This is a genomic window from Cupriavidus sp. SW-Y-13 (genome assembly GCF_009793345.1).
Lineage (GTDB): Bacteria > Pseudomonadota > Gammaproteobacteria > Burkholderiales > Burkholderiaceae > Cupriavidus.
Window position 1 is genome coordinate 316062 of sequence record NZ_WHLX01000002.1, and the last position, 20819, is coordinate 336880.

General features: G+C 64.9%; 13 protein-coding genes. 4 read left to right on the forward strand and 9 right to left on the reverse strand.

Going from position 1 to position 20819, the window contains the following annotated elements; genetic code table 11:
- Positions 1-81: 81 nt before the first annotated feature.
- Positions 82-3858: an autotransporter outer membrane beta-barrel domain-containing protein gene (locus GA566_RS17315; RefSeq protein WP_160473492.1), complete on the forward strand. Its 3777-nt coding sequence runs from the start codon at positions 82-84 to the stop codon at positions 3856-3858.
- 177 nt (positions 3859-4035) lie between these two features.
- Here GA566_RS17315 and GA566_RS17320 read toward each other — a convergent pair whose 3' ends face one another.
- The 5 genes from GA566_RS17320 to GA566_RS17340 form a co-directional block, all read right to left on the reverse strand.
- Positions 4036-6378: a cytochrome P450/oxidoreductase gene (locus GA566_RS17320; RefSeq protein ID WP_160473493.1), complete on the reverse strand. Its 2343-nt coding sequence runs from the start codon at positions 6376-6378 to the stop codon at positions 4036-4038.
- Between the two features lie 23 nt (positions 6379-6401).
- Entirely contained in the window at positions 6402-7388 is a 987-nt protein-coding gene (locus GA566_RS17325; protein ID WP_160473494.1) for a tripartite tricarboxylate transporter substrate binding protein, read from the reverse strand.
- 133 nt (positions 7389-7521) lie between these two features.
- On the reverse strand, positions 7522-8229 hold the full coding sequence (locus tag GA566_RS17330; RefSeq protein ID WP_137924815.1) for a glutathione S-transferase N-terminal domain-containing protein: 708 nt from the start codon (positions 8227-8229) through the stop codon (positions 7522-7524).
- A 120-nt stretch (positions 8230-8349) separates the two neighbouring features.
- Complete coding sequence (locus GA566_RS17335; RefSeq protein ID WP_160473495.1) at positions 8350-9813, reverse strand: short-chain fatty acid transporter; 1464 nt, start codon at positions 9811-9813, stop codon at positions 8350-8352.
- An 18-nt stretch (positions 9814-9831) separates the two neighbouring features.
- Complete coding sequence (locus tag GA566_RS17340; protein WP_237380444.1) at positions 9832-11307, reverse strand: amidase; 1476 nt, start codon at positions 11305-11307, stop codon at positions 9832-9834.
- A 167-nt stretch (positions 11308-11474) separates the two neighbouring features.
- Here GA566_RS17340 and GA566_RS17345 point away from each other — a divergent pair, with 167 nt between their 5' ends.
- Positions 11475-12356 carry a LysR family transcriptional regulator gene (locus GA566_RS17345; RefSeq protein ID WP_160473496.1) on the forward strand — a complete coding sequence of 294 codons (882 nt, stop codon included), beginning with the start codon at positions 11475-11477 and terminating at the stop codon, positions 12354-12356.
- Here the strand turns inward: GA566_RS17345 and GA566_RS17350 are convergent.
- Positions 12353-13237, reverse strand: coding sequence for a LysR family transcriptional regulator (locus tag GA566_RS17350; RefSeq protein ID WP_346811230.1), 885 nt, complete (start codon positions 13235-13237; stop codon positions 12353-12355). The two genes, GA566_RS17345 and GA566_RS17350, sit on opposite strands and share 4 nt — an antisense overlap.
- Positions 13238-13347: 110 nt before the next feature.
- Between GA566_RS17350 and GA566_RS17355 the strand changes: the two genes are divergently transcribed.
- Together GA566_RS17355 and GA566_RS17360 are read left to right on the forward strand one after the other, a co-directional pair.
- Entirely contained in the window at positions 13348-14097 is a 750-nt protein-coding gene (locus GA566_RS17355; RefSeq protein ID WP_160473497.1) for an SDR family NAD(P)-dependent oxidoreductase, read from the forward strand.
- Between the two features lie 54 nt (positions 14098-14151).
- Positions 14152-14751 carry a hypothetical protein gene (locus GA566_RS17360; RefSeq protein WP_160473498.1) on the forward strand — a complete coding sequence of 200 codons (600 nt, stop codon included), beginning with the start codon at positions 14152-14154 and terminating at the stop codon, positions 14749-14751.
- Between the two features lie 55 nt (positions 14752-14806).
- Here the strand turns inward: GA566_RS17360 and GA566_RS17365 are convergent, their stop codons facing one another.
- From GA566_RS17365 to GA566_RS17375, 3 genes are all read right to left on the reverse strand, one after another.
- On the reverse strand, positions 14807-15763 hold the full coding sequence (locus GA566_RS17365) for a glycosyl hydrolase (RefSeq protein WP_160473499.1): 957 nt from the start codon (positions 15761-15763) through the stop codon (positions 14807-14809).
- A gap of 215 nt (positions 15764-15978) precedes the next feature.
- Entirely contained in the window at positions 15979-18108 is a 2130-nt protein-coding gene (locus GA566_RS17370; RefSeq protein ID WP_137924822.1) for a di-heme oxidoredictase family protein, read from the reverse strand.
- A 386-nt stretch (positions 18109-18494) separates the two neighbouring features.
- Entirely contained in the window at positions 18495-20816 is a 2322-nt protein-coding gene (locus GA566_RS17375) for an FdhF/YdeP family oxidoreductase (protein WP_160473500.1), read from the reverse strand.
- Between the last annotated feature and the right edge of the window lie 3 nt (positions 20817-20819).

Genomic DNA, 20819 nt, shown 5'->3' on the forward strand with positions numbered 1-20819 from the left:
TGAAACATTCAATAATGTTTCAGTGATTTCGGACGCAAACTCGCATCGGACTGCCGATCCCGGCAGCGCAGGGAGATTCCGATGTCCGAATCGAAGCGTTCCCGACGTTCGCCATCCCCAACGCCTTATCTCGGCATTGCCTTGCTCGGCCTGGCCCTGCCTGCACCGACGCGTGCGCAGGGATCGTGCAATATTCCGCTGGGCGGCACCTACACCACCACGGTGGCATGTACACCGGCCGTCCGCACGGCGGCGTCCCTCCAGACCCTTGATGGCGCATCCTTCTCATCGGCCTCCGGACCCAGCCTGCGTGCGTACGGCCAGCAGGCCGATGCGACGATTTCGGTGTCTGGCAGCACGGTTTCCAATGCCAGCGCCATCGCAGCCAACGCGATTGGCGCGCAGGTCAACGGCGGGCTGGGCAACGCCACGATCCGCTTCTCGGGCGGACCCACCTCGGTCACGGTGTCGGGGGCCGCAGCGCTCGATGCGGTCTCCGTCATCAACAACACCCTCGGCAGCAGCCTGATCGACGTGGCGGCGGGTACGCGGCTGGACATTCGCAATGAGGTCATTGGCGACGAGCACGACGGCATCGAGATCAACGCCCCGGGCGGCGGCAATGCCACGGTGACGCACAACGGAACCGGCACCATCTCAACGGCTGGCGGCAACGGCGTGTGGATCAAGGCAACGGGGGCAGGCGAGACTTCGGTGCAGATCGGCAGCGGCGTGTCGATGGTGATCGACAACACCGGCACGATACTCAACGACAACGCCGAGGAACCCGGTCCCGAGGCGGGCGCCGCGAATCACGCAGGCATTCGTGTGCGCCAGGCCACCACCGGCGCGGTGTCCGTCAACAACGCCGCTGCGATCCAGGCAATTGCCGAGAACGGCATGGGTATCCTCGTCGAAGGGGGAACCGTCGGCGCCACCACCATCGTCAATACCGGTGCGATTTCCACCGATGGCACGGCCGGGTCCGCGATCCGCACGGGCAGCAAGGGTGGCGACATCGCGATCCGCAACGCCGGACGGCTGTTCACCACGGGCATCAATGGCCATGGCATTTACGTCAATCCGTCGCCCGGCAATGTGCAGATCGAGAACACGGGCGAGATCGCGGTGGGTAGCGCCGCCGCACTCGACGGTTCGCGCGGCATCTACGTGATTGCCACGGGCGCGGGCAACGCCACGATTACCGGCACGGGCGATATCACGGTGCTCGGCAATGCCGCGACCGCACGCAGTTTCGGCATCACGGCGAGCGCGGTCAACGGCAATGTGGGCATCGACTATAGCGGCGCGTTTTCCGTAGCGGGCTTTGGCGCCGCCGCGATCCGCGCGCATTCCACCAACGGCGAGGCGACCGTCAACTACACCGGCGCGCGGATCGAAACGTTCCACAGCAATGCCAACGGCATCTACGTCACGAACGATTCCACGACTGCGCTGGCATCCATTGCCGCGAGCGGAGTCATCGTCACGCACTCGGATGCCGGTACGGGCGATGGCTCAGGTGCCGGGGCATTCGGCCTGCAGGCCACCACGCGCGGCGGCCCGGTGTCGGTGCGCTTCACGGGGACGAGCATCGACGTGAACGGCTCGGGCGCGGCCATCGTGGCGGGTAGTGCCACTGGCACGGGCAACACCGGCGAAGGCACGGTCACCATCGAGAACGCCGGCGCGCTGACGGCGCGTGGCAACCTGCAACGCGGCATCTGGAGCTTTTCGCGTACGGGTGCGCAGACCATCACGAATACGGGCGCGATCCAGACGCTCGGCAACTTGTCCTCGCAAGGCATCTACGCGGTGGGCACCGGCGCTGCCGATATCACGGTGGCAAATGGTGGCGCGATCACCACGCGCGGCGTGGACTCATCGGGTATCGACGCCACGTCGGTGGGCGGCAGCGTCGACGTATCGAGCACGCAGCCCGTTCAGGGCGGATGGAGCACGAGTGCGGGCATCAGAGTGGGCGGCGCCACGCAGCGCGTCCGCAACGGTGCGAGTCTTGGGGCGCTGAGCGATTTCGCAGTGGCCGCGGATGCCGGGTCGGCGGGCAACCTGTCACTGGTAAACGCAGGCCAGATGACCGGCGTGGTCACGGCATTCACGTCCGCCTCGACGATCGACAATACGGGCACATGGTATCTGCGCCGCTTCGCGGACCTGAACGGCTCGGGCGCACGCGATATCTGGCGCGTGGCGGTATCGAACCTGGGCACGAGCGGTGCCAACGTCGTGAACAACAACGGCACGCTGTGGCTCGCGGCGCAACCGGGGGCAGATGGTGCGGTACGCACCCCGGCGGATGCCATCGTCTACTTCGACACGCTCAACGCCTACTTGCCGCTTGGGCAGGCAGCGAACACTCCCACGCTGGGCGGTGCGGTGCAGGGACAACTGCTTGGCGTGAATACGTTCAACAACACCGGCACGATCGACCTGACAGGCGGTGGCACGGCGGTGGGCAACGTGCTGGTCATCACGGGCGGACAGACTGCGGGGGCGAATGGGGGCGGTCAGTTCGTGTCGAACGGCGGGGCGTTGAAACTCAACACGGTGCTTGACGAAGGCGGCGCCGCGAGCCGCTCGGACATGCTGGTGGTGGATGCCACGTCCACGGGCGCAGGCGGCCCCACGCGGGTATCGGTGACCAATCGCGGCGGCGATGGCGCGTTGACGGTGGCCAGTGGCATCCCGTTGGTCGAGATCATGAACAAGTCTCCTGCCGCGAGCGATCCGAATGCGTTTGCGTTGAACGGCCGTGCGGTGGCGGGCGCGTACGAGTACCGGCTGTTCCGTGGCGACCAGAACGGTGCCAACACCGATGTCTGGTATCTGCGCTCGGAGCGCAGTGTCGATCCCACACCGCCCAGCCCGCCGCAGCCGCTCTATCGTCCCGAGGTGGGCGCGTATCAGGCCAACCAGCGGCTGGCGGGCCAGATGTTCGTCCATAGCCTGCATGACAGGCTTGGCGAGTTGCAGTTCGTCGAGCAGCAAGGCTTCGATCCCGCGCAGGATAAGCCGCGTGCCGCCTGGCTACGCGCAGTGGGCAACTGGCAGGGGGCGCGCAGCAAGGATGGTGTGTTCAAGACATCGACCGATTCGTTCCTGCTGCACGGCGGCCTGGAACTTGCCCGCTGGCGCGAAGGCCCGAACACCGATCGCGGCCATGCGGGGTTGATGCTCAGCTATGGCACCGCCACGACCGATGCCGAAGCCCTGGGCAACGGCTTCCGCGCCAAGGGCAAGGTCGAAGGCTGGAGCGTGGGAGCCTACGGCACGTGGTATCAGAACGACGAAAAGAAGCTCGGGGCCTATGTCGATACGTGGTTCCAGTACGGCTGGTTCACGAACCGCGTGCAGGGCGACTTGCTGCCGAGCGTGAAATACAACGCGCAGGCCCTGGCGCTATCGGGTGAGGTTGGCTATGCGGTGCCAATGCGCGATGGCTGGGTGGTGGAACCACAGGCGCAACTGATCTACGCGCACTACGACGAGGATGATGTCACGGAGCCGAACGGCACGCGCATCCGGGGCGCCGATTCGTCGGGGTTGATCACCCGGCTTGGTGTGCGTACGCATCGCACCTGGGAGCGCGACGATGGCAAGCGCGTGCAGCCTTATCTCACGCTGAACTGGTGGTACAGCAATACGGACAGCACCATCTCGTTCAATCAACTGCCGGTGGACACGATGTATCCGCATAACCGGTTTGAAGTGAAGCTGGGGGCGAACGTGGATCTTGGGAAGCGACTGACGGGATGGGCCAATGTGTCCGGGTCCTGGGGGCAGCAGGATTATTACCAGTACGCGGTGAGGGTGGGGGTGAGGTATGCGTGGAAGTGAAATTGCTTAACTATCCCGCTTGGTTTGCTCCCCTCTCCCGCGAGCGGGAGAGGGGTTGGGGGAGAGGGCAGGAGGCTCTGCTTGCCGATCGTGTCGCAATTTGAACCGCTGGCCCTCTCCCCCGCCCCTCTCCCGCAAAGCGGGAGAGGGGAGAAAACCGAGCGAGAACGTGGCGCCTCACAACCCCAACACAATCCTCCCACCCCCCACCGCCCTGGAACAACAAGACATCATCCGTCGATTCCCCTCGCGCTCGGCCCTTGTCAGCACCACATCCCGATGATCGATGTCACCGGCCAGCACCTGCACCTCGCACGATCCGCATAGTCCTTCCTCGCAGTCGCTTTGCACGTCGATGTTGGCGCAGCGTAAGGCCGTCAGCAGCGTCTGGTCTGCAGGCACTTCCAGCGTCAATCCCGAATCCTTGAGCTCCACCGTGAACGCCTGCTCCTTCGATGGATCGAGCGTGCCCAGCGTCGAGCTGAAATGCTCCACGCGCAGTGCGTCTTCGGGCCACGTTGCGCAATAGCCTTCGAGTGCATCGACCATGCGTGCCGGACCGCATGCGTAGATCTGCGTCACATGGTCGGGCTGCCCGAGAATCTGCGCGAAATTCGCGCGGCCGTTTTCATCGCCGACATGAAGCTGCAGACGATCCCCATGCAACGCCACCAGTTCGTCGAGCATCGCCATGGCCGCGCGTGAGCGTCCGCAGTAGTGGAACGTATAGTCGATGCCGAGCGCCTGTGCGCGTCTTGCCATCGCACTGACAGGTGTCACCCCGATACCGCCGGCAATGAAGATCGCCTTGCGGCATCCTTCATCAAGCCGGAAATGATTGCGCGGCCCGCGCACCTTGATGCGATCCCCCGCGCGCAGGTTCGCATGTATCCATGCCGAGCCGCCACGGCTTTCGGGTTCGCGCAGCACCGCCACTTCGAATGCTGCGGAGTCCGCTGGGTCGCCGCACAGCGAATACTGCCGTGAAATCCCGGTGTGGCCGCACTCGACATCGATATGCGCACCGGGCGCCCAGCGGGGCAGGGGTCTGCCATCCTGCGAGACCAGGCGCAGCTTCACCACGTCGATGGCGGCGGGCGTGACCGATTCCACGACGAGCGTGCGGCCCACGCTGCCACCCGTGGGCTCACCAATGCGCACCGCATCGCGCGGTGCAAGCACCGCAGGATTCGTCCGCTCGGGATTCCGCGCCGGGTCCCATTCGACCCACAGATGTTCGGGACCCCGGAAAGAGGTGTTGGGTACGTAGGTGAACTGCTGCTCGGCCAGCCGCAAATGAGGCAGCCGCGCCGTCAGTTCCTCCAGGAAGACCTGCATCTCCATGCGAGCGAGGTTCTTGCCCATGCACTGGTGCGCGCCGTAACCGAAGGTCAACTGATCGCTGGCATTGTCGCGATGGATGTCGAGCAGATCCGCATCGGCGAAGTGCCGCTCGTCATGATTGGCCGACGAGGTGACGATCAGCAGCTTGCTACCCGCTGCAAGCCGGATGCCGCCCACATCGGTATCGCGCGTCACAACGCGGCGCCATGCAGCCACCGAGCCGTTGTGCCGCAGGCATTCCTCCACGGCATTGGGAATCAGCGCCGGGTCTTCGCAGATCTCGCGCCAGACATCGGGATGCTGCAGCAACAGCTTGATCGCATTGGCCGATGCATTGGCCGTGGTCTCGTGCGCGGCCACGATGCCCGCCATCATCATCGAGTGCAGATACGAATCGGTGACCACGTCGGGTTGTTCGTGCTGGCGCCGGATGCCGTACTGCATCCATCCCGGACCCGACGGGTCTTGCCGCATCTTGTCGAGAATGCGCCCGGCCAGTTGCCAGAAGTTGCCCACGGCATGCGCCACGGCTACCTGTTCCTCGGGCTTGGGTCGGCCCCACGTATTGACCGTATGCGCAATGGAATACTGCCGCAGCAGATCCATGTCTTCCTCGGGTACGCCGAGAAAATGCAGCGCCACGGTCAACGGCACTTCCCACAGCATCTGGTCGACCAGATCGGCGCGGCCATCGTCGATGAAGCGGTCCACATACTCGCGCGTGAGTTGCCGCACCATCGGCTCGTGATGCGCAAGTTCGGCGGGCGTGAACGGCTCCATCAACGCGCGGCGGCGCGGCATGTGCGCGGGCTCGTCCTCGTTGACGAGCGTGCGGTTCATCGCATACCCGTACGAGGCCAGCACGGCATTGGCCGCGTCGCCGGTGGGCGTGATCTTCTCCAGCGCGATGGCGGGGCTGAACGTGATGTTGTCGCGAAAGATCGCCTTGATGTCGTCGTAGCGCGTCACCACCCAGTAGCCCAGCTTCGGGCTGTAGAACACGGGCTCCTGTTCGCGCGACCAACGCACATAGTCGGGCGGGTCCTGCTGATAGCCATCGGTGAACGGATCGAAGGCTGCCGCGTCATGGCTGATGGGGCAGCCATTCGGCGCGCGCAACGCGGTGTGGTCGATGGGGCAACCAGAGTGTGTGGACTGGCTGGTGGACGAGTTCATGCGCGGTACTCCAACTTCCATCATCAATCGAGCGAGATCTTCAGCTCCTGGATCAGGCGCGTCCAGCGTACGGTTTCACCGCGCAGCAGTTCGCTGAACTGTGCCGGGGTGTTGCCCACGGGCTCCACGCCGAAGTCCACCAGCTTCTTGTTGATGGCCGGGTCCTTGATCGATGCCACCACCTGACGGTTCAGCGTGTTGATGACTTCGGGCGGCGTCGCAGCGGGCACCACCATGCCGACCAGTGCGGCCGCCTCCACGTTCTTGTAGCCGAGTTCGGCAAAGGTGGGAACGTCAGGCAACTGCGGCAGGCGCGTGGCATTGGCCACGGCCAGCGGTCGTACCTTGGCCCCCTTGATGAAGCCTGCGCCCGCTGCGAAATCGACCATCATGGCCGGGATCTGGCCCGCCGCCACATCGGAGAGTGCGGGCGCGGCACCGCGATACGGCGCGTGCGTCATGTTCAGGTGCGCTTCCACCTTGAGCAATTCCATCGCCAGATGATGCGGACTACCTGCACCGGCTGATCCATAGTTCACGCCACCGGGGGTGGCCTTGACCTGCGCGATGAACTCCTGGGCGGTCTTGGCCTGCGTGCCGGGACCGACAACGAGGATCATCGGGAATCGGCCCAGCAGCGTTACGGGCGCCAGATCTTTCGTCGGGTTGTACGAGAGCGTCTTGTAGAGCGCAGGATTGAAGACGAGCGTCCCGTTATCGGCGGACAGCACGGTGTAACCGTCTGCTGCGGCGCGTGCGGTTTCCGAAGCGCCAATGGCGGTATTGCCCCCCGGCTTGTTATCGACCACTACAGGCTGGCTGATGCGCGTGGACAACCCCTGTCCAATGGTGCGCGCAAGGAAGTCAGATCCGCCGCCGGCGGGGTAGGGCACGATCCAGCGGACCGGCTTGGACGGATACGCGTCTGCCGCCTGGATGGGTGCGGCTGCGATGGCGAGGAAGCTGAAAAGGGATGCGGCGAGCAGCGCGAAGGGCTGGCGGCGGGGCATGGATGTCGTCTCCTTGGATATGGCCGCTCGATGTTCGAAGGCGGCGGCCTGTTATCCGCAGATCATATACGCATTGCCCCGCTCGCTGCGGTGCGGGAGAACCCCAAGGAAGCGGGGGCACAAGCCCCCGTGTTTACTCGGGTCGCTTCGGGATATTGACTGCGCGCTGCACGGTGGGGCGCGCATTGAATACGTCCAGCACGCGGGAGACTTCGGGCAGGTCCTGGATGCCGACGAGGTCGCCGGCTTCGTAGAAGCCCAGCAGGTTGCGCACCCATGGGAACGTGGCGATATCGGCAATGGTGTAGTCGTCGCCCATGATCCACTGGCGGCCCTTGAGGCGTTCATTCAGCACCTTGAGCAGGCGCTTCGATTCGGCCACGTAGCGGTCGCGCGGACGCTTGTCCTCGTAGTCCTTGCCGGCGAACTTGTGGAAAAAGCCCACCTGTCCGAACATCGGCCCGATGCCGCCCATCTGGAACATGACCCACTGCAGCGTTTCATAGCGCAGCGCCGGATCGGCGGGAATGAACTTGCCGGTTTTCTCGGCCAGATACACGAGGATGGCGCCGGATTCCCACAGCGCCAGCGGTTTGCCGCCGGGGCCATCGGGGTCGATGATGGCGGGGATCTTGTTGTTCGGATTCAGCGACAGGAATTCCGGCGAGTTCTGGTCGTCGCGGTCGAAACGCACCAGTTGCGGCTCGTAGGGCAGGCCGGTCTCTTCGAGCATCAGCGAGACCTTGATGCCATTGGGTGTATTCAGCGAATACAGCTGCAGGCGCTCGGGATGCTGCGCCGGCCATTTGCGGGTGATCGGGAAAGCGGACAGATCGGCCATGACGTGAGGTTCCGTATGCAGGAAGAGTGCGAAAGCGCCTATGGTAATGGCTTTACGCGGAACCTGCCTGGCAGCACTGCGCAGTGCCCGCCTCGGGGTCGACCCGGGCGGGCACCGATGTTACGGCAGCACGGGTGGCACGTAGGGCAGTGTCCGCGCCAGCAGCCAGAGCAGGATCAGTACCACGGGCGTATGGGTCAGAAACTGCGCGAACGTAAATCCCACCAGGTCGCGCGCCTTCAACCCCAGGATGCCCAGCAGCGGCAGCATCCAGAACGGATTGATCAGGTTGGGCAGCGCCTCGGCGGCGTTGTAGATCTGCACGGCCCAGCCCAGATGCACTTGCAGGTCATTGGCCGCCTGCATCACGTAGGGCGCCTCGATGATCCACTTGCCACCGCCCGACGGCACGAAGAAGCCCAGCACCGCCGAGTAGATGCCCATCATCAGCGGGAAGGTCTCGCCTGACGAGATGCTGACGAACAGCGTGGACAGGTGATGCGACAGCGAGGCCCCGTCCGTGCCTTGCGCCATGGTCAGCATGCTGGCGATGGCACCGTAGAGCGGGAACTGGATCAGCACGCCCGTGGTGGCCGGCACCGCTCGCGCCACCGCATCGAGGAAACTGCGCGGACGCCAGTGCAGCAACATGCCGATCAGCAGGAAGATCAGGTTGTAGGTGTTGAGTCCAGAGATCGCCACCAGCAACGGCTTGCCCGACAACTCGTGCCATACCCATCCGGCCCCGAGCGCCACGATCACCAGCGTCAGCAGCGGGCTGTGTTCGAGCCGTTCGCCGGGCCGTGCGCAGACTGGCGCCGCGTGGATGGGCGGCTCGATGTCGACACCGAGGTCGGCAGCGGTCCGGGCACGTGTGGGGGATGGCGCGGTCCAGTAGGCGATCAGCGTGGACAGCACGAGTAGCACGGCGGTCACCACCAGGCTCTGCCAGAGAAAGATGGTCTGGCTGAATGGGATGACGCCGGTGATCTTCAGCAGGCTCGCCGGCAGGCTGGCGGGGTTGGCCTGCAACTGCGCGGCGGACGAACTGAGTCCCATCGCCCACGTGGCGCCGATGCCGAGGTACGCCGCGGCGCCGGCTGCGCGATAGTCCATGCGCAGTTCGGTGCGGCGTGCCAGCGCCTTGGCCAGCAGCCCGGCAAAGATCAAGCTGATGGCCCAGTGCAACAGCGATGCCACCACACTGACGAACGCCACGTAGGCCACGGCCGAGCGGCCATTGCGCGGAATGCGCGCGGCACGCTCCACCAGCCGCGCCATCGGCGGCGAACTGGCAATCACGTAGCCGGTGATCGCCACCATGGCCATCTGCATCGTGAACGGGATCAGGCTCCAGAAGCCGTTGCCGAAGGCTACCGACACCGCGCCCGGCGAGGCACCGATCGACATCGCGCCGATGGCCACGGCGAGTACCGTCAGCGCGACGAAGACATAGGCATCGGGATACCACTTCTCGCACCACGCGGTGACGCGCAGTGCCAGGCGTTCAAGGGCTGGCGCATCGGCGTCCGCAGCGATGCTCCGCACGGCGGTGCCGGCGGTAATTTCATTGTGTATCGACATGACCGCATCTCCCGTTGCCTATGCCTGCTTCACTTGCGGCGCACGCGGCACCTGCGTGCCCATGCCGCACATTTGCTCCAGCAGATGCGCCGCCGCGAGCAGGTCGAAATCGCCGCGCGGACGACCGACCAATTGCAGGCCCACGGGACGGCGATCCGAGGTGAGGCCGACCGGCACCGAGATCGTCGGGCAACCCGACAGCGTCAGCACGAACGTGAGATACATCCAGTCGATGTAGGAAGTCAGCGGCTCGCCGTCGATCTCGGTCGGGAAGCGCTGCGCCACGGGGAACGGTGCGACGGCCACCGTCGGGCAGGCGAGCACATCGTATTCGCCGAAGAACGCGGCCACGCGCTGGAACAGTTCGCCGCGCAGGCGCTCGGCGCGCGCCACATCCGCACCGGTCTGCTGCAGGCCTTTTTCAATGTTCCAGATGATCTCGTCACAGATGCGTGCACGGTGCTCGGTGAGCAGCGGGCCGCGCACGGCGGCTACGAGGTTGGCACGCAAGGTCTGAAACGCTTCGAACGCGCCGCTGAAATCGGGATGCGCGGCCTCGACCTCGGCGCCCACATCCGCAAAGCGCAGCGTGGCCTGGCGGCAAATCGCTGCCACTTCGGCTTCGACCTTGCCGATGCCGAGATTGGTGGAGAACGCTACGCGTGCCGGGGCACGTGGTGCGGCGATGGCCTGGGTGAATGGCACGGCAGGCGCGGGCCACGACAGCGGATCGCGCATATCGAAATGCGCCTGCGCGTCGAGCATCAGTGCCACATCGGCCACGCTGCGTGCCATCGGTCCTTCCACCCAGAGCGGGTCGTAGGGCATCACCGATGCAGGGCGCGGCACGCGACCCACGCTCGGGCGCATGCCGACGATGCCGCAGAAGCTGGCGGGAATGCGCAGGCTGCCGCCCAGGTCATTGCCGGTGGCGAGCCACACCATCCCCGCGGCCAGCGCCGCTGCCGATCCGCCCGACGAACCGCCTGCGGAGCATTGCGTATTCCACGGGTTGCGCGTGGCACCGAACACCGTGTTGAAGGTGTTGGCACCGGCGAACTCGGGCACGTTCGACTTGGCGAGCGGGATGGCGCCGCGCTGCTCCAGATTGGCGACGGTCAGGTCGGAGTGGGTCGCCACGTTGTTGGCGAAGATCGGCGAGCCATAGGTGGTGGGTGTGCCGGCCAGGTCGTTGTAGTCCTTCACGGCGATGGGCAGGCCCGCGAGCCATCCGGGTGCTTCGGACACGGCAGGGTCGGCCTTCGGAAAGTGCCGTGCCGCTGCGCGCGCCGCCTCGAAGTTGCGGATCGGCAGTGCGTTGACCACGGGGTCCACGGCTTCGATGCGGGCGATGGCGGCGTCCACGAGATCGAGCGGGGACACTTCGCGCCGCCTGAGCAGCCGCAAGGCCTCGGTGGCGCTCAGCTTGCAGAGGCTGTCGTCCGGAAGGATGGTGGCGTCGTGGTTTTCATCGATGGCAATGCTGGGGGTCATGCCTGTCTCCTGTCTGTTGTCGTGGCCCTGCGGCGCCGCGCTGACCTGCCACTGCAGAGGGCTGACTTGTGGCGCCGGGACGTTTTGCAGAATAATGGCCGCACCAACGGGGCGGAAATCACATCTGCTGATGACGCCCATAAGCTTTGCTAAGCCCCCCGCAGCGTATGGATATCCGCCAGATTCGCACCTTCGTCACCGTTGCACGGTTCGGCAACGTCACCCGCGCGGCCGAGGCGCTGCACGTGACCCAGCCAGCCGTCAGTGGACAGTTGCGCCAGTTGGAGGAGTCGCTGGGGCTGCAACTGTTCGCCCGCACGAAATCCTCGGTAACGCTCACACAGGCAGGACAGGAGTTGCTGGCGCGCGCCGAGAAGGCGCTCGAAGCCTATGGCGATTTCATGCATGCGGCCAAGGCGCTGCAGGGCCATATCGAAGGCAACCTGCGCATTGGCGTGGTGCTGGTCGATCCGGCATTGCTGCGCGTGGGGCAACTGCTGGCGGTGCTGGTGCGGGAATGTCCGGCCTTGCGGATCGACCTGCAGATGGGGCGCACGCCGTGGCTGGTGACGGCGTTGCAGGGCTCCGAGATCGACGCTGCGATCATGCTCGCGCGATCCGCGCCCAGCGGCTGCGGCATGCAGGTGCTGCAGTCATTGACGTTCCGGCTCGTGGCGCCTGCGGCATGGGCGGATAGGGTGGCATCGGCTTCGCCCGCGCAACTGGCCAGCCTGCCGTGGTTGCGCATGACGCCACGCAGTGCCCATCAGGAGCTGATGGCCGAGATACTCGCCAAGGCGGGCATCGTGCCCATGGAGACCGTGCTGGCCGACCACGAACTGCTGATTCGCGAACTGGTGGTGGCCGGCATCGGCATCGGACTGCTGCGCGAAGATCTGGCGCAGGATGCGCTGGCCGCAGGAGAGATCGTGTTCGTGGACGAGCATCGCGCGCAGACCAACGTCGCGTTCGTGTACCCGGAGGAGCGCGAGAACGAACCGGTGATCCTGGCCGTGCGCGAGGCGTTGCGGGAAATCTGGCAGCCCTAACTCACGGACTGGTCTTTCAACTCGGCCGCGAGGAAGTCCACGAATACCTTTGCCCGCGCAGGCAGGCGACGCCCAAAGCCATGCAGCACCTGCAGTGGCACGGGGCGCAACGCCACCCGAGGCAGCACGATGCGGAGTTGGCCCGCATCAAGGTCCGATTGCACGGTCGTTTTCAGTAACTGGGCGATGCCGAGACCCTGCAGCGCAGCGGTCTTGAGCGCGTCGCCGTTGTCCGCGTCGAACACACCCTGCGATGGCGGCCACGGACCATCGACGAAATCGAGCGGTATCACGTCGCCGCGCAGACGGTAGCGGACATGGTGGTGTTGCGCGAGGTCCGCGATGGATGCCGGTTCGCCATGCCGGTCGAGATAGCCGGGCGAGGCCACGAGCACCAGCGGCATCTGCCCCAGCGGCTTCGCGTGAAGCGTGCTGTCGGCGGCATGGCCGGCGCGCAACGCCAGGTCGAATCCTTCGCGTACGAGATCGACGTGCTGGTCTCCGAGACTGATGTCGAGGGAAAGACGCGGATGCCTCGGCAGCAGCTTCTGCGTGATGGCCCCGAGCAGCGCACGGCCGAGGTCGCCGGGCATGCTGACGCGCAACCTGCCTGACGCGGCGTTCGATGTCGCCAGCACTTCGCTGGCTTCCTCCAGTCCACGTACGAGTGGAGCGACACGGTCGTAGTAGGCGCGTCCCTCCGCTGTGAGCAGGAAGGCACGTGTGGATCGCTGGAAGAGCCGAACCCCGAAACGGGCTTCGAGGCGCGAGATGCTTTTAGACACCGCGGAAGGTGTGGTGCCGAGCAGCTTGGCTGCGGCGGTAAAGGAGCCGGCCTCCACCGCGCGTACGAAGGCGGCGAGTCCGTGCAGGCGTTCCATCGACATTGATGACAGATTGGCACAAGTGAAGCGTCCATTGTAGGTCTCCCCGAGACTGTCCGCTGCCCATAGATTCCATGCCGGAACCATCAACATTGGAGTCACGGATCATGAAACAACTTGAAGGCAAGGTAGCGGTTGTCACAGGCGGCAATAGCGGTATCGGTTTTGCCATGGCCAGCCGGTTTGTGCAGGAAGGGGCCAGCGTGGTGATCGTGGGGCGTCGTGCCGATGCCGTAGAGGCTGCCGTGCAGCAGTTGGGCGCGCAGGCCATTGGCGTGACGGGCGATATTGCCGACCTCGGCACGCACGACCGCGTGGCCGCGCTCGTGGCGGCGGAGTTCGGCGGGGCAGACATCTATGTGGCCAATGCGGGCATGAACACGATCACCCCCTCCGATCAGGTCGGCGTGGAGGAATACGACATCCAGTTCGCCACCAACACGCGTGCCGTGTTCTTTGGTGTGCAGAAGATCGGGCCGTTGATGCGGCGCGATGGCGCCATCCTGCTGGTGAGCTCCATTGCCAGCGGCAAGGCGCTCGACGGCCACGCGGTCTATGCGGGTAGCAAGGCCGCCATCGAGGCATTTGCGCGAAGCTGGGCACTGGAGTTCAAGACGCGCGGCATTCGCGTCAATGTGATCAGCCCCGGCCCCGTCGATACGCCGATTCTCGCCAAGCTGGGCGTGGCGGCCACGGAGCGCCCGGCTTTCGAGGCGATGATGGCCGGTGCCATCCCGCTTGGCCGCATGGGACGGGCCGAGGAAGTCGCTAACGCAGCGTTGCTGCTGGCGGGCAGCGAGGGCAGTTTCATCACGGGTGTGAACCTGCGCGTGGATGGCGGTATCGCCCTGGCCTAAAGTTGGCAGGCCGGAAAGCCGTAGAATCTCCGGATATCTCTGGAGAATGTCCGAATGAAGGCAGTAGTCCTCGCCGCAGCCCTGCTGCTGGCATCGGCGGCACACGCGCAAACGACCATCGAGACGGCGGCACAGGCGACAGGCAACATCGCCGCGCCGCTGGGCCTGGAACTGGGCAAGACGCGCTGCGCCCGCATCACGCAGGGTCCGAACCATGTGCGGGCGGGCAAGGCCGCCTGGGCCGGTGGCGATGCCATCGAGATCCGCAGCCTGGACCGGTTCAACCTGCCGGGGCTGACGCGGGTCATCGTCAATTGCGACGCCCAGGACACTGTGGCGCTGGTTACGCTGACTTTCGAGCGCACGGCGTTCGAGGACACGCGCAACAAGCTGGATAAGCGCTACGAGGTCAAACGCAAGACCGATGCGCATGCCGAGAACGGCTACGCCGAATGGCTGGCCACCAACGGCAGCATCGAAATGCTCCACGCCAAGGAAGGCCGCCAGTTCACCGTGGCGTATTGGGGGAAGGGCGCCAAGGCGCGCTACTTTGCGTACAACGGCGGCGCGGCGAGTGCGCCTGCAGTGAAAGCGAAGGCCGCCGACAAGACGCCTGCTTCCGCGCCTGCTGTGAAACAGCCCGCAGCACTGTAAAGACGCGGCACAAAGTCAATGGCCCGCCGTGCAATGCACTGGCGGGCCATATTTTTTAGAACGGTAGCGTCAGGTAGTACTTGCCCAGTTCCGTCAGTTCGCCATCGGCGGCGAGCAGGCTCGTGTAATGGGTGTCATTGTTCCAGCGTCCCGTGAACCATGCATAGCGGAACACGTCCGTACGCTGCTCGCAGATGGCCACCATCTCCTGCATCTGGCGCTTCTGCTTCTCCACGGTATCGATCTGCGCACCATCGTTGTTGCTGTGCCAGTTGGCGAACTCGGTCACCCAGAACGGTTTGCCATACTTCGCCAGCCGGTCCAGTTGACCGCCCAGCCCGTAGTCGTACCAATGGAAGGCGAGATAGTCGATACGCGGATCGCGATTGGCATTGGCCGCACGATACGCGGTGTAGAACGCATCGAGCCACACTACGGGGTCGGCATAGCCGGGCATCGTGCCCCATGTGATGGTCGGGCCCACGAGCTTTACACCGGTACGCGCGGCGATGCTTTCGTAACGCGGCCATGCGGCGGCTGCGGCAGCAGGCGTGAGGTTGGCCTGATCGGTCAGGTTCGGCTCGTTGAGCAGCAGCACGTACTTGACCTTCGGATGCGCGAGCAGCCAGGTCTCCACGGCCGTGGCATCGAAGTTGTCGTTCCACAGCATGGGCATGAAGTCCATGGCGTAGGCCGTGTCGGCATCGGCAGGCGCCGATGCATTGGGCCGCGATGCCCAGTTGTACCACCACGAGATACCCGGCGCCAACGCCACGAAATCGGCCTTGCTGGCAAGGTCGTAGGCAATGCCGCGCTTTGCGCTCTTGGTGACGCCGGGGGTGGCAACGGGCGGTGTGGTTACGGGGTTGGTGTTGGTGCCGTTGTTGCCATTGTTGCCGGTGGGCGTGTTGCCGGAGCCGCCGGAGATGGGACCGCTTTCACCGCCACCGCAGGCGGCGAGGGCGAAGGTGAGGCATAACGTGGCGAGGAAGCGAGTGGATGGGATGAGCATTGTCGTTTCTTCCGGATATTTTCATTTCCCGCTGGGTTTGCTCCCCTCTCCCGCTTCCATTTATTTCCCCTCTCCCGCAGGGCGGGAGAGGGGTAGGGGAGAGGGTGGGGGTATCAAATTGCTACGGTGTCGCGAATTGAACCGCTGGCCCTCTCCCCCAACCCCTCTCCCGCTGTGCGGGAGAGGGGAGCAAAAACTGGAAGAGAGAGAGTTGGTTACAGCGAATTCAAGAACGCCCCAATCGCATCCCGATCCGCCTTCGGCAGAGCCTCATAACGCGTGCGGGCATCAGTCGCTTCACCGCCGTGCCAGAGCACCGCTTCGGTGTAGTTGCGGGCGCGGCCGTCGTGCAGCAGGCGGACGCTGGTTTCGTCACCCTGGATGAAGCGCAGCGAGCCGATGCCCCACAGCGGCGCGGTACGCCATTGCTGCGGATAGGCGCGGCTTTCGGCCAGGGTGTCGGCCAGGCCCGGACCCATGTCGTGCAGCAGCAGGTCGCTGTACGGATGGATGGTCTGCTCGCGCAGTTCCGCAAACGGATGGTTGTTGCCCGTTTTCATGGTCGGCGTGTGGCAGGCCACGCAGCGGATTTGCGCGAAGAGGTCGCTGCCGCGCGCGATCTGCGCGGGGTTCACGTCATGCTCGGGCGAGACGCGTACGCCATCGGGGAAGCCGCTCCGCAGCTTGCGCTGGGCCGGCACGCCAATCAGCGAGAGGTAGTGCGTCATGCGCTGCAGTTCGTTCTCGGTGACCGAGGGCGCGACGGTGGAGCCACGGCAATCCGATGCGCCACGCTGGCAGCCGGGGCTCGGGAACATCGGCGAGGTGACCCCCATGTCCTTGATCAGCGCGTCGGCTACCTGCTGGCGAATGCTGGCCTTCGATGCCTTCCAGCCGAAGCGGCCCACGTGCGTCTTGCCCGTCTCCGGATCGACGATCAGGTTGGGCACGCCCTTGATGCCGTCGCCATTCGCATCGTTCGGATCGGCTTGCGCCAGGATGGTGGCTTCAGGCAGCGCTTCCAGCAGGCCCATGCCGATGACCTGCGGCGCCTGCCGTGCCGAGAAGCGTGCGGGCACGGGTCCCTTGAACGTGAAGACCGGCTTGACCAGTTCCACCTTCTCGCCATCGGGCAGCGTGCGCACCGTGGTTTCGAACGAGTTCGCCGTCACGTCATACGCCGGTGCCGTGGCACTTTGCGCGTGCTGCTGCACGTTGTTGCCGTACGTCGCATCGGGGCCGCCTTCGGCATTGGCGGTCAGAATCGACATCGTGTCGAGCTTGGCCGTCAGCGACAGCGGCTTGCTGCGGCCGTTGTTGGTGTGGCACTCGATACAGCGCGGCTGGTTGTAGCGTGCGCCAAGCTGGCCGATGTGCGCGGTGAAGACCGGATTGTCCTTGTCGTGCTCCGAGTGCGTGCCATCGGCAAACGAGGTGTGGAACAGGCGGCGGCCCTCCACAAAGCGCTGCGTATTGGCGATGCCGATATTGTTCGACATCTGCTGGAACACGCGCATCGGCTCCTCGGAGTAGTTGTACGAGATGCTGGCCGTGCCGCCAAGCAGCGTGTCGTCAGGCAGCGGCGCGGAATCCAGGTTCGGGGCGATGCCGTACCACGGGCGCATGCCCACACCCACCACGTAGAGCTGTTCGAACGAGTAGTAGCGGCTGCCACCACCATCCACCACCGGATCGCGTTTCAGGCGCGGCGCCGGTGCCAGTTCGATGGGGTCGCCGATCTTGAGCGGGCTGTGCGGATCGGTGCGCCAGTTCGAATCGAAGACGATCATGCAGTCTTCCTTCGGCTGTCCTTCGCGGCAGATCGGCAGGCCGCCTTCCTTGGCGTTGTTGAAGCCGGTATTCATGGCCCAGCCGTAGTCGCGCACGTTGGGGTCCAGCACGTTGCGGAACAGGCTGAATGTGGTGCCGTCGAAGATGCCCTGGTTCACGCGCAGGTACATCTCGATCTTCTGGCGGCCCGCTGGCACGCCGTCGCGGATCTCGATCCCGAACGTGCGGTTCTGGAAGTAGAACGTGGGGAACGTCAGGTAGCGGCCGGGCCCCGCATCGGGGGCGGTCCATGCCTCGCCGCGCTCGCGGGCGTGGCGCTCGGTGGGGCGCGATCCCATCAGCGTCACGAGCGTGCCATCGGCTTCGCGATACTGGATCTGCTCCATCATCGGCGTGTCGGCCGCGAACAGCGGAGTCCATGCCTCGGTCGGGGTGGAAGACGTAGGCGGGGGCGTGCCGCTTCCGCCATCGCCACCGCCGCCGCAGGCGGTGACTGTCAACAACGTGGCCAGCAATAGCGCCGGCACACGGCAATACGCGTGAGGTTTCTTCATGTTATTGACCCTTCGTTCCCTGTTCGCGAACCATTCGGTTTCGGAGTACTTCTCGCCGTGGCGATGACCTGCATGTCGTCGGCTTCTTCAGCCGGGGGCGATTATCGACAGGGCGATTTATAGATGTCAATTGTCATGATTTGGCGCACGCGGTGACAAATTTTGCGGACCGGGTGACAGGTCGCGTCACTTGGCGAGGGCGCGCCATCTGGCGGCAGGCACGCGCCGTGCAGACGTAAAAAAGGCCGCAAAAAGCGGCCTTGGAACAGGGTAAAGGGTGATTGCCACCCTGCGCGGAAAAGCAACACTGCGGCAGCACTGCGACTGGACTGCCGTCCAGATGTCACTCTTCAAGCGTTTCAGTGAATGCTTGTCGGCGTCAAGGATCAGTCGTCCAATGGCCGCTGCATCGCGGAGCGCTCCAGCAGCACGGGGATCGATTTCGACGTGGGCGTGTTGCAGAGATCGGCCACGCTATCGAGCGGCACCAGCGGATTGGTCTCGGGGTAGTAACCGGCGATGCAGCCGCGCGGAATGTCATAGGCCACGATGCGGAAGCCATCGGCGCGCCGCTCGATGCCGTCGTGCCAGACGGTGTGCATGTCCACCCAGTCGCCATCGGCAAAGCCCAGCATTTCGATGTCGGCGCGATGCATGAAGACCACGCGCCGCTGGCCGAACACGCCTCGGTAACGATCGTCGAGCGCATAGATCGTGGTGTTGTACTGGTCGTGCGAGCGCGTGGTCATCAGCACCATCATGCGCTCGCCGTGCAGCGCGCGGGCGCGGGCGATGGGGGTATCGGGAATCAGCGGGTTGATCAGGAACTCGGCCTTGCCTGAGTGCGTATGCCATTCACGCTCGCGCGCCGGCACGTGCAGGTGGAAGCCACCCGGATGCGCCACGCGCGCGTTGAAGTCTTCAAAGCCGTCGATGACCTCGGCGATCTTGTCGCGAATCCGCGCGTAGTCCGCCGCGTACCAGCGCCAGTCCACGGTGGCGCTGCCCAGTGCGGCGTGCGCCAGCCCGGCCACGATGGCGGTCTCGGACATCAGGTTCTCCGAGGCCGGCGTGTTCATGCCGTACGACAGATGCACCTGCGACACCGAATCCTCGACGGTCACGCCCTGCGGCACACCGTTCTGGCGATCGATCTCCGTGCGGCCCAGCGTGGGCAGAATCAGCGCCGTGCGGCCATGGATCAGGTGGCTGCGGTTGAGCTTGGTGGCGATATGCACGGTGAGGTCGCAGGCACGCAGGGCTTCCCACGTGCGCGGCGTGTCCGGCGTGGCAGCGGCAAAGTTGCCGCCGAGCGCGATGAACACGTTCACCTCGCCACGCAGCATGGCGTCGATGGTATCCACCACGTCGTGACCATGCTCGCGCGGCGGATCGAAATGAAAGGCTGCGCCGAGCTTGTCCAGAAACGCGGGCGTGGGCTGTTCTTCGATGCCAACCGTGCGATTGCCCTGCACATTGGAGTGTCCACGTACCGGGCACAGGCCCGCGCCAGGACGTCCGATGTTGCCGCGCATCATCATCAGGTTGGACAGCAGCTGGATGGTCTGCACCGAGTGCTTGTGCTGGGTGAGACCCATGCCCCAGGTGCAGATCACGCGCTTGCCGCGTGCATAGATGGCGGCGAGCCCTTCGATCTCCGCACGCGGCACGCCGGATTCGCGTTCGATGACGTCCCAGGGTTCGGCGCGCAGGTCGGCGGCGAAGGCGTCGAAGCCGCGCGTATGCGTGGCGATGAATTCTGTGTCGAGCACGCGCGGCTGGCTGGCGGCTACGGCATCGTCGTCGAGTTCCAGCACGTGCTTGGCCACACCACGGATCAATGCGAAATCGCCGCCCAGCGTGGGACGCACGAAGACCGAGCAGATCTCGGTGCTTCCATTTGTCAGCATTTCCATCGGACTCTGCGGACTCGTGAAGCGCTCCAGTCCGCGCTCGCGCAGCGGATTGATCGACACCAGCGTGGCGCCCCGCTTGGCGCAATCGCGCAACTCGCCCAGCATGCGCGGGTGGTTGGTGGCGGGGTTCTGGCCGAACAGCAGGATGGTGTCGCAATGCTCGAAGTCGTCGAGCGTCACGGTGCCCTTGCCCACGCCAACCGTCAGCGGCATGCCCCGGCTGGTGGCCTCGTGACACATGTTCGAGCAGTCGGGAAAATTGTTGGTGCCCACCATGCGCGCGAACAGCTGGTAGAGGAACGCGGCCTCGTTGCTGGCGCGCCCCGAGGTATAGAACGCAGCCTGATTGGGATCGCGCAACGCACGCAGCCGCGCGCCGATCGTCGCGAATGCATCGTTCCAGGAAATAGCCTGGTAGGTGTCGGAAAGTGGATCGTAGATGACGGGATCGGTGAGGCGGCCGTGTTGCTCCAGCTCGTAATCGGTCTGCGCCATCAGCGATGCTACCGTGTTCTGCGCGAGGAACGCCGGCGTCACGCGCTTGCTGGTGGATTCTGCCGCCACGGCCTTGACGCCGTTCTCGCAGAACTCGAACGTGGAGGCGTGTTCGCGGTCTGGCCATGCGCAGCCAGGGCAGTCGAAGCCATCGGGCTGGTTCTGCCGGAACAGCATGCGGTAGTCACGGCCCGCCACACGCTCCTTGAGCAGGTTGATGGCGACGTACTTCAGCGCCCCCCAGCCCGCTGCCGCGTGGGTATAGGGTTCGATTCGGGGTTTGGACCGTTGTGCCATGAC

What these genes read in the sequence shown, in the direction of transcription:
- GA566_RS17360 (WP_160473498.1), top strand. Translation starts at nt 14,152, where the DNA reads ATGAAGGCAGTAGTCCTCGCCGCAGCCCTGCTGCTGGCATCGGCGGCA.
- GA566_RS17320 (WP_160473493.1), bottom strand. Translation starts at nt 6,378, where the DNA reads ATGAACTCGTCCACCAGCCAGTCCACACACTCTGGTTGCCCCATCGAC.
- GA566_RS17325 (WP_160473494.1), bottom strand. Translation starts at nt 7,388, where the DNA reads ATGCCCCGCCGCCAGCCCTTCGCGCTGCTCGCCGCATCCCTTTTCAGC.
- GA566_RS17315 (WP_160473492.1), top strand. Translation starts at nt 82, where the DNA reads ATGTCCGAATCGAAGCGTTCCCGACGTTCGCCATCCCCAACGCCTTAT.
- GA566_RS17365 (WP_160473499.1), bottom strand. Translation starts at nt 15,763, where the DNA reads ATGCTCATCCCATCCACTCGCTTCCTCGCCACGTTATGCCTCACCTTC.
- GA566_RS17370 (WP_137924822.1), bottom strand. Translation starts at nt 18,108, where the DNA reads ATGAAGAAACCTCACGCGTATTGCCGTGTGCCGGCGCTATTGCTGGCC.
- GA566_RS17355 (WP_160473497.1), top strand. Translation starts at nt 13,348, where the DNA reads ATGAAACAACTTGAAGGCAAGGTAGCGGTTGTCACAGGCGGCAATAGC.
- GA566_RS17345 (WP_160473496.1), top strand. Translation starts at nt 11,475, where the DNA reads ATGGATATCCGCCAGATTCGCACCTTCGTCACCGTTGCACGGTTCGGC.
- GA566_RS17330 (WP_137924815.1), bottom strand. Translation starts at nt 8,229, where the DNA reads ATGGCCGATCTGTCCGCTTTCCCGATCACCCGCAAATGGCCGGCGCAG.
- GA566_RS17350 (WP_346811230.1), bottom strand. Translation starts at nt 13,237, where the DNA reads ATGGAACGCCTGCACGGACTCGCCGCCTTCGTACGCGCGGTGGAGGCC.
- GA566_RS17335 (WP_160473495.1), bottom strand. Translation starts at nt 9,813, where the DNA reads ATGTCGATACACAATGAAATTACCGCCGGCACCGCCGTGCGGAGCATC.
- GA566_RS17375 (WP_160473500.1), bottom strand. Translation starts at nt 20,816, where the DNA reads ATGGCACAACGGTCCAAACCCCGAATCGAACCCTATACCCACGCGGCA.
- GA566_RS17340 (WP_237380444.1), bottom strand. Translation starts at nt 11,307, where the DNA reads ATGACCCCCAGCATTGCCATCGATGAAAACCACGACGCCACCATCCTT.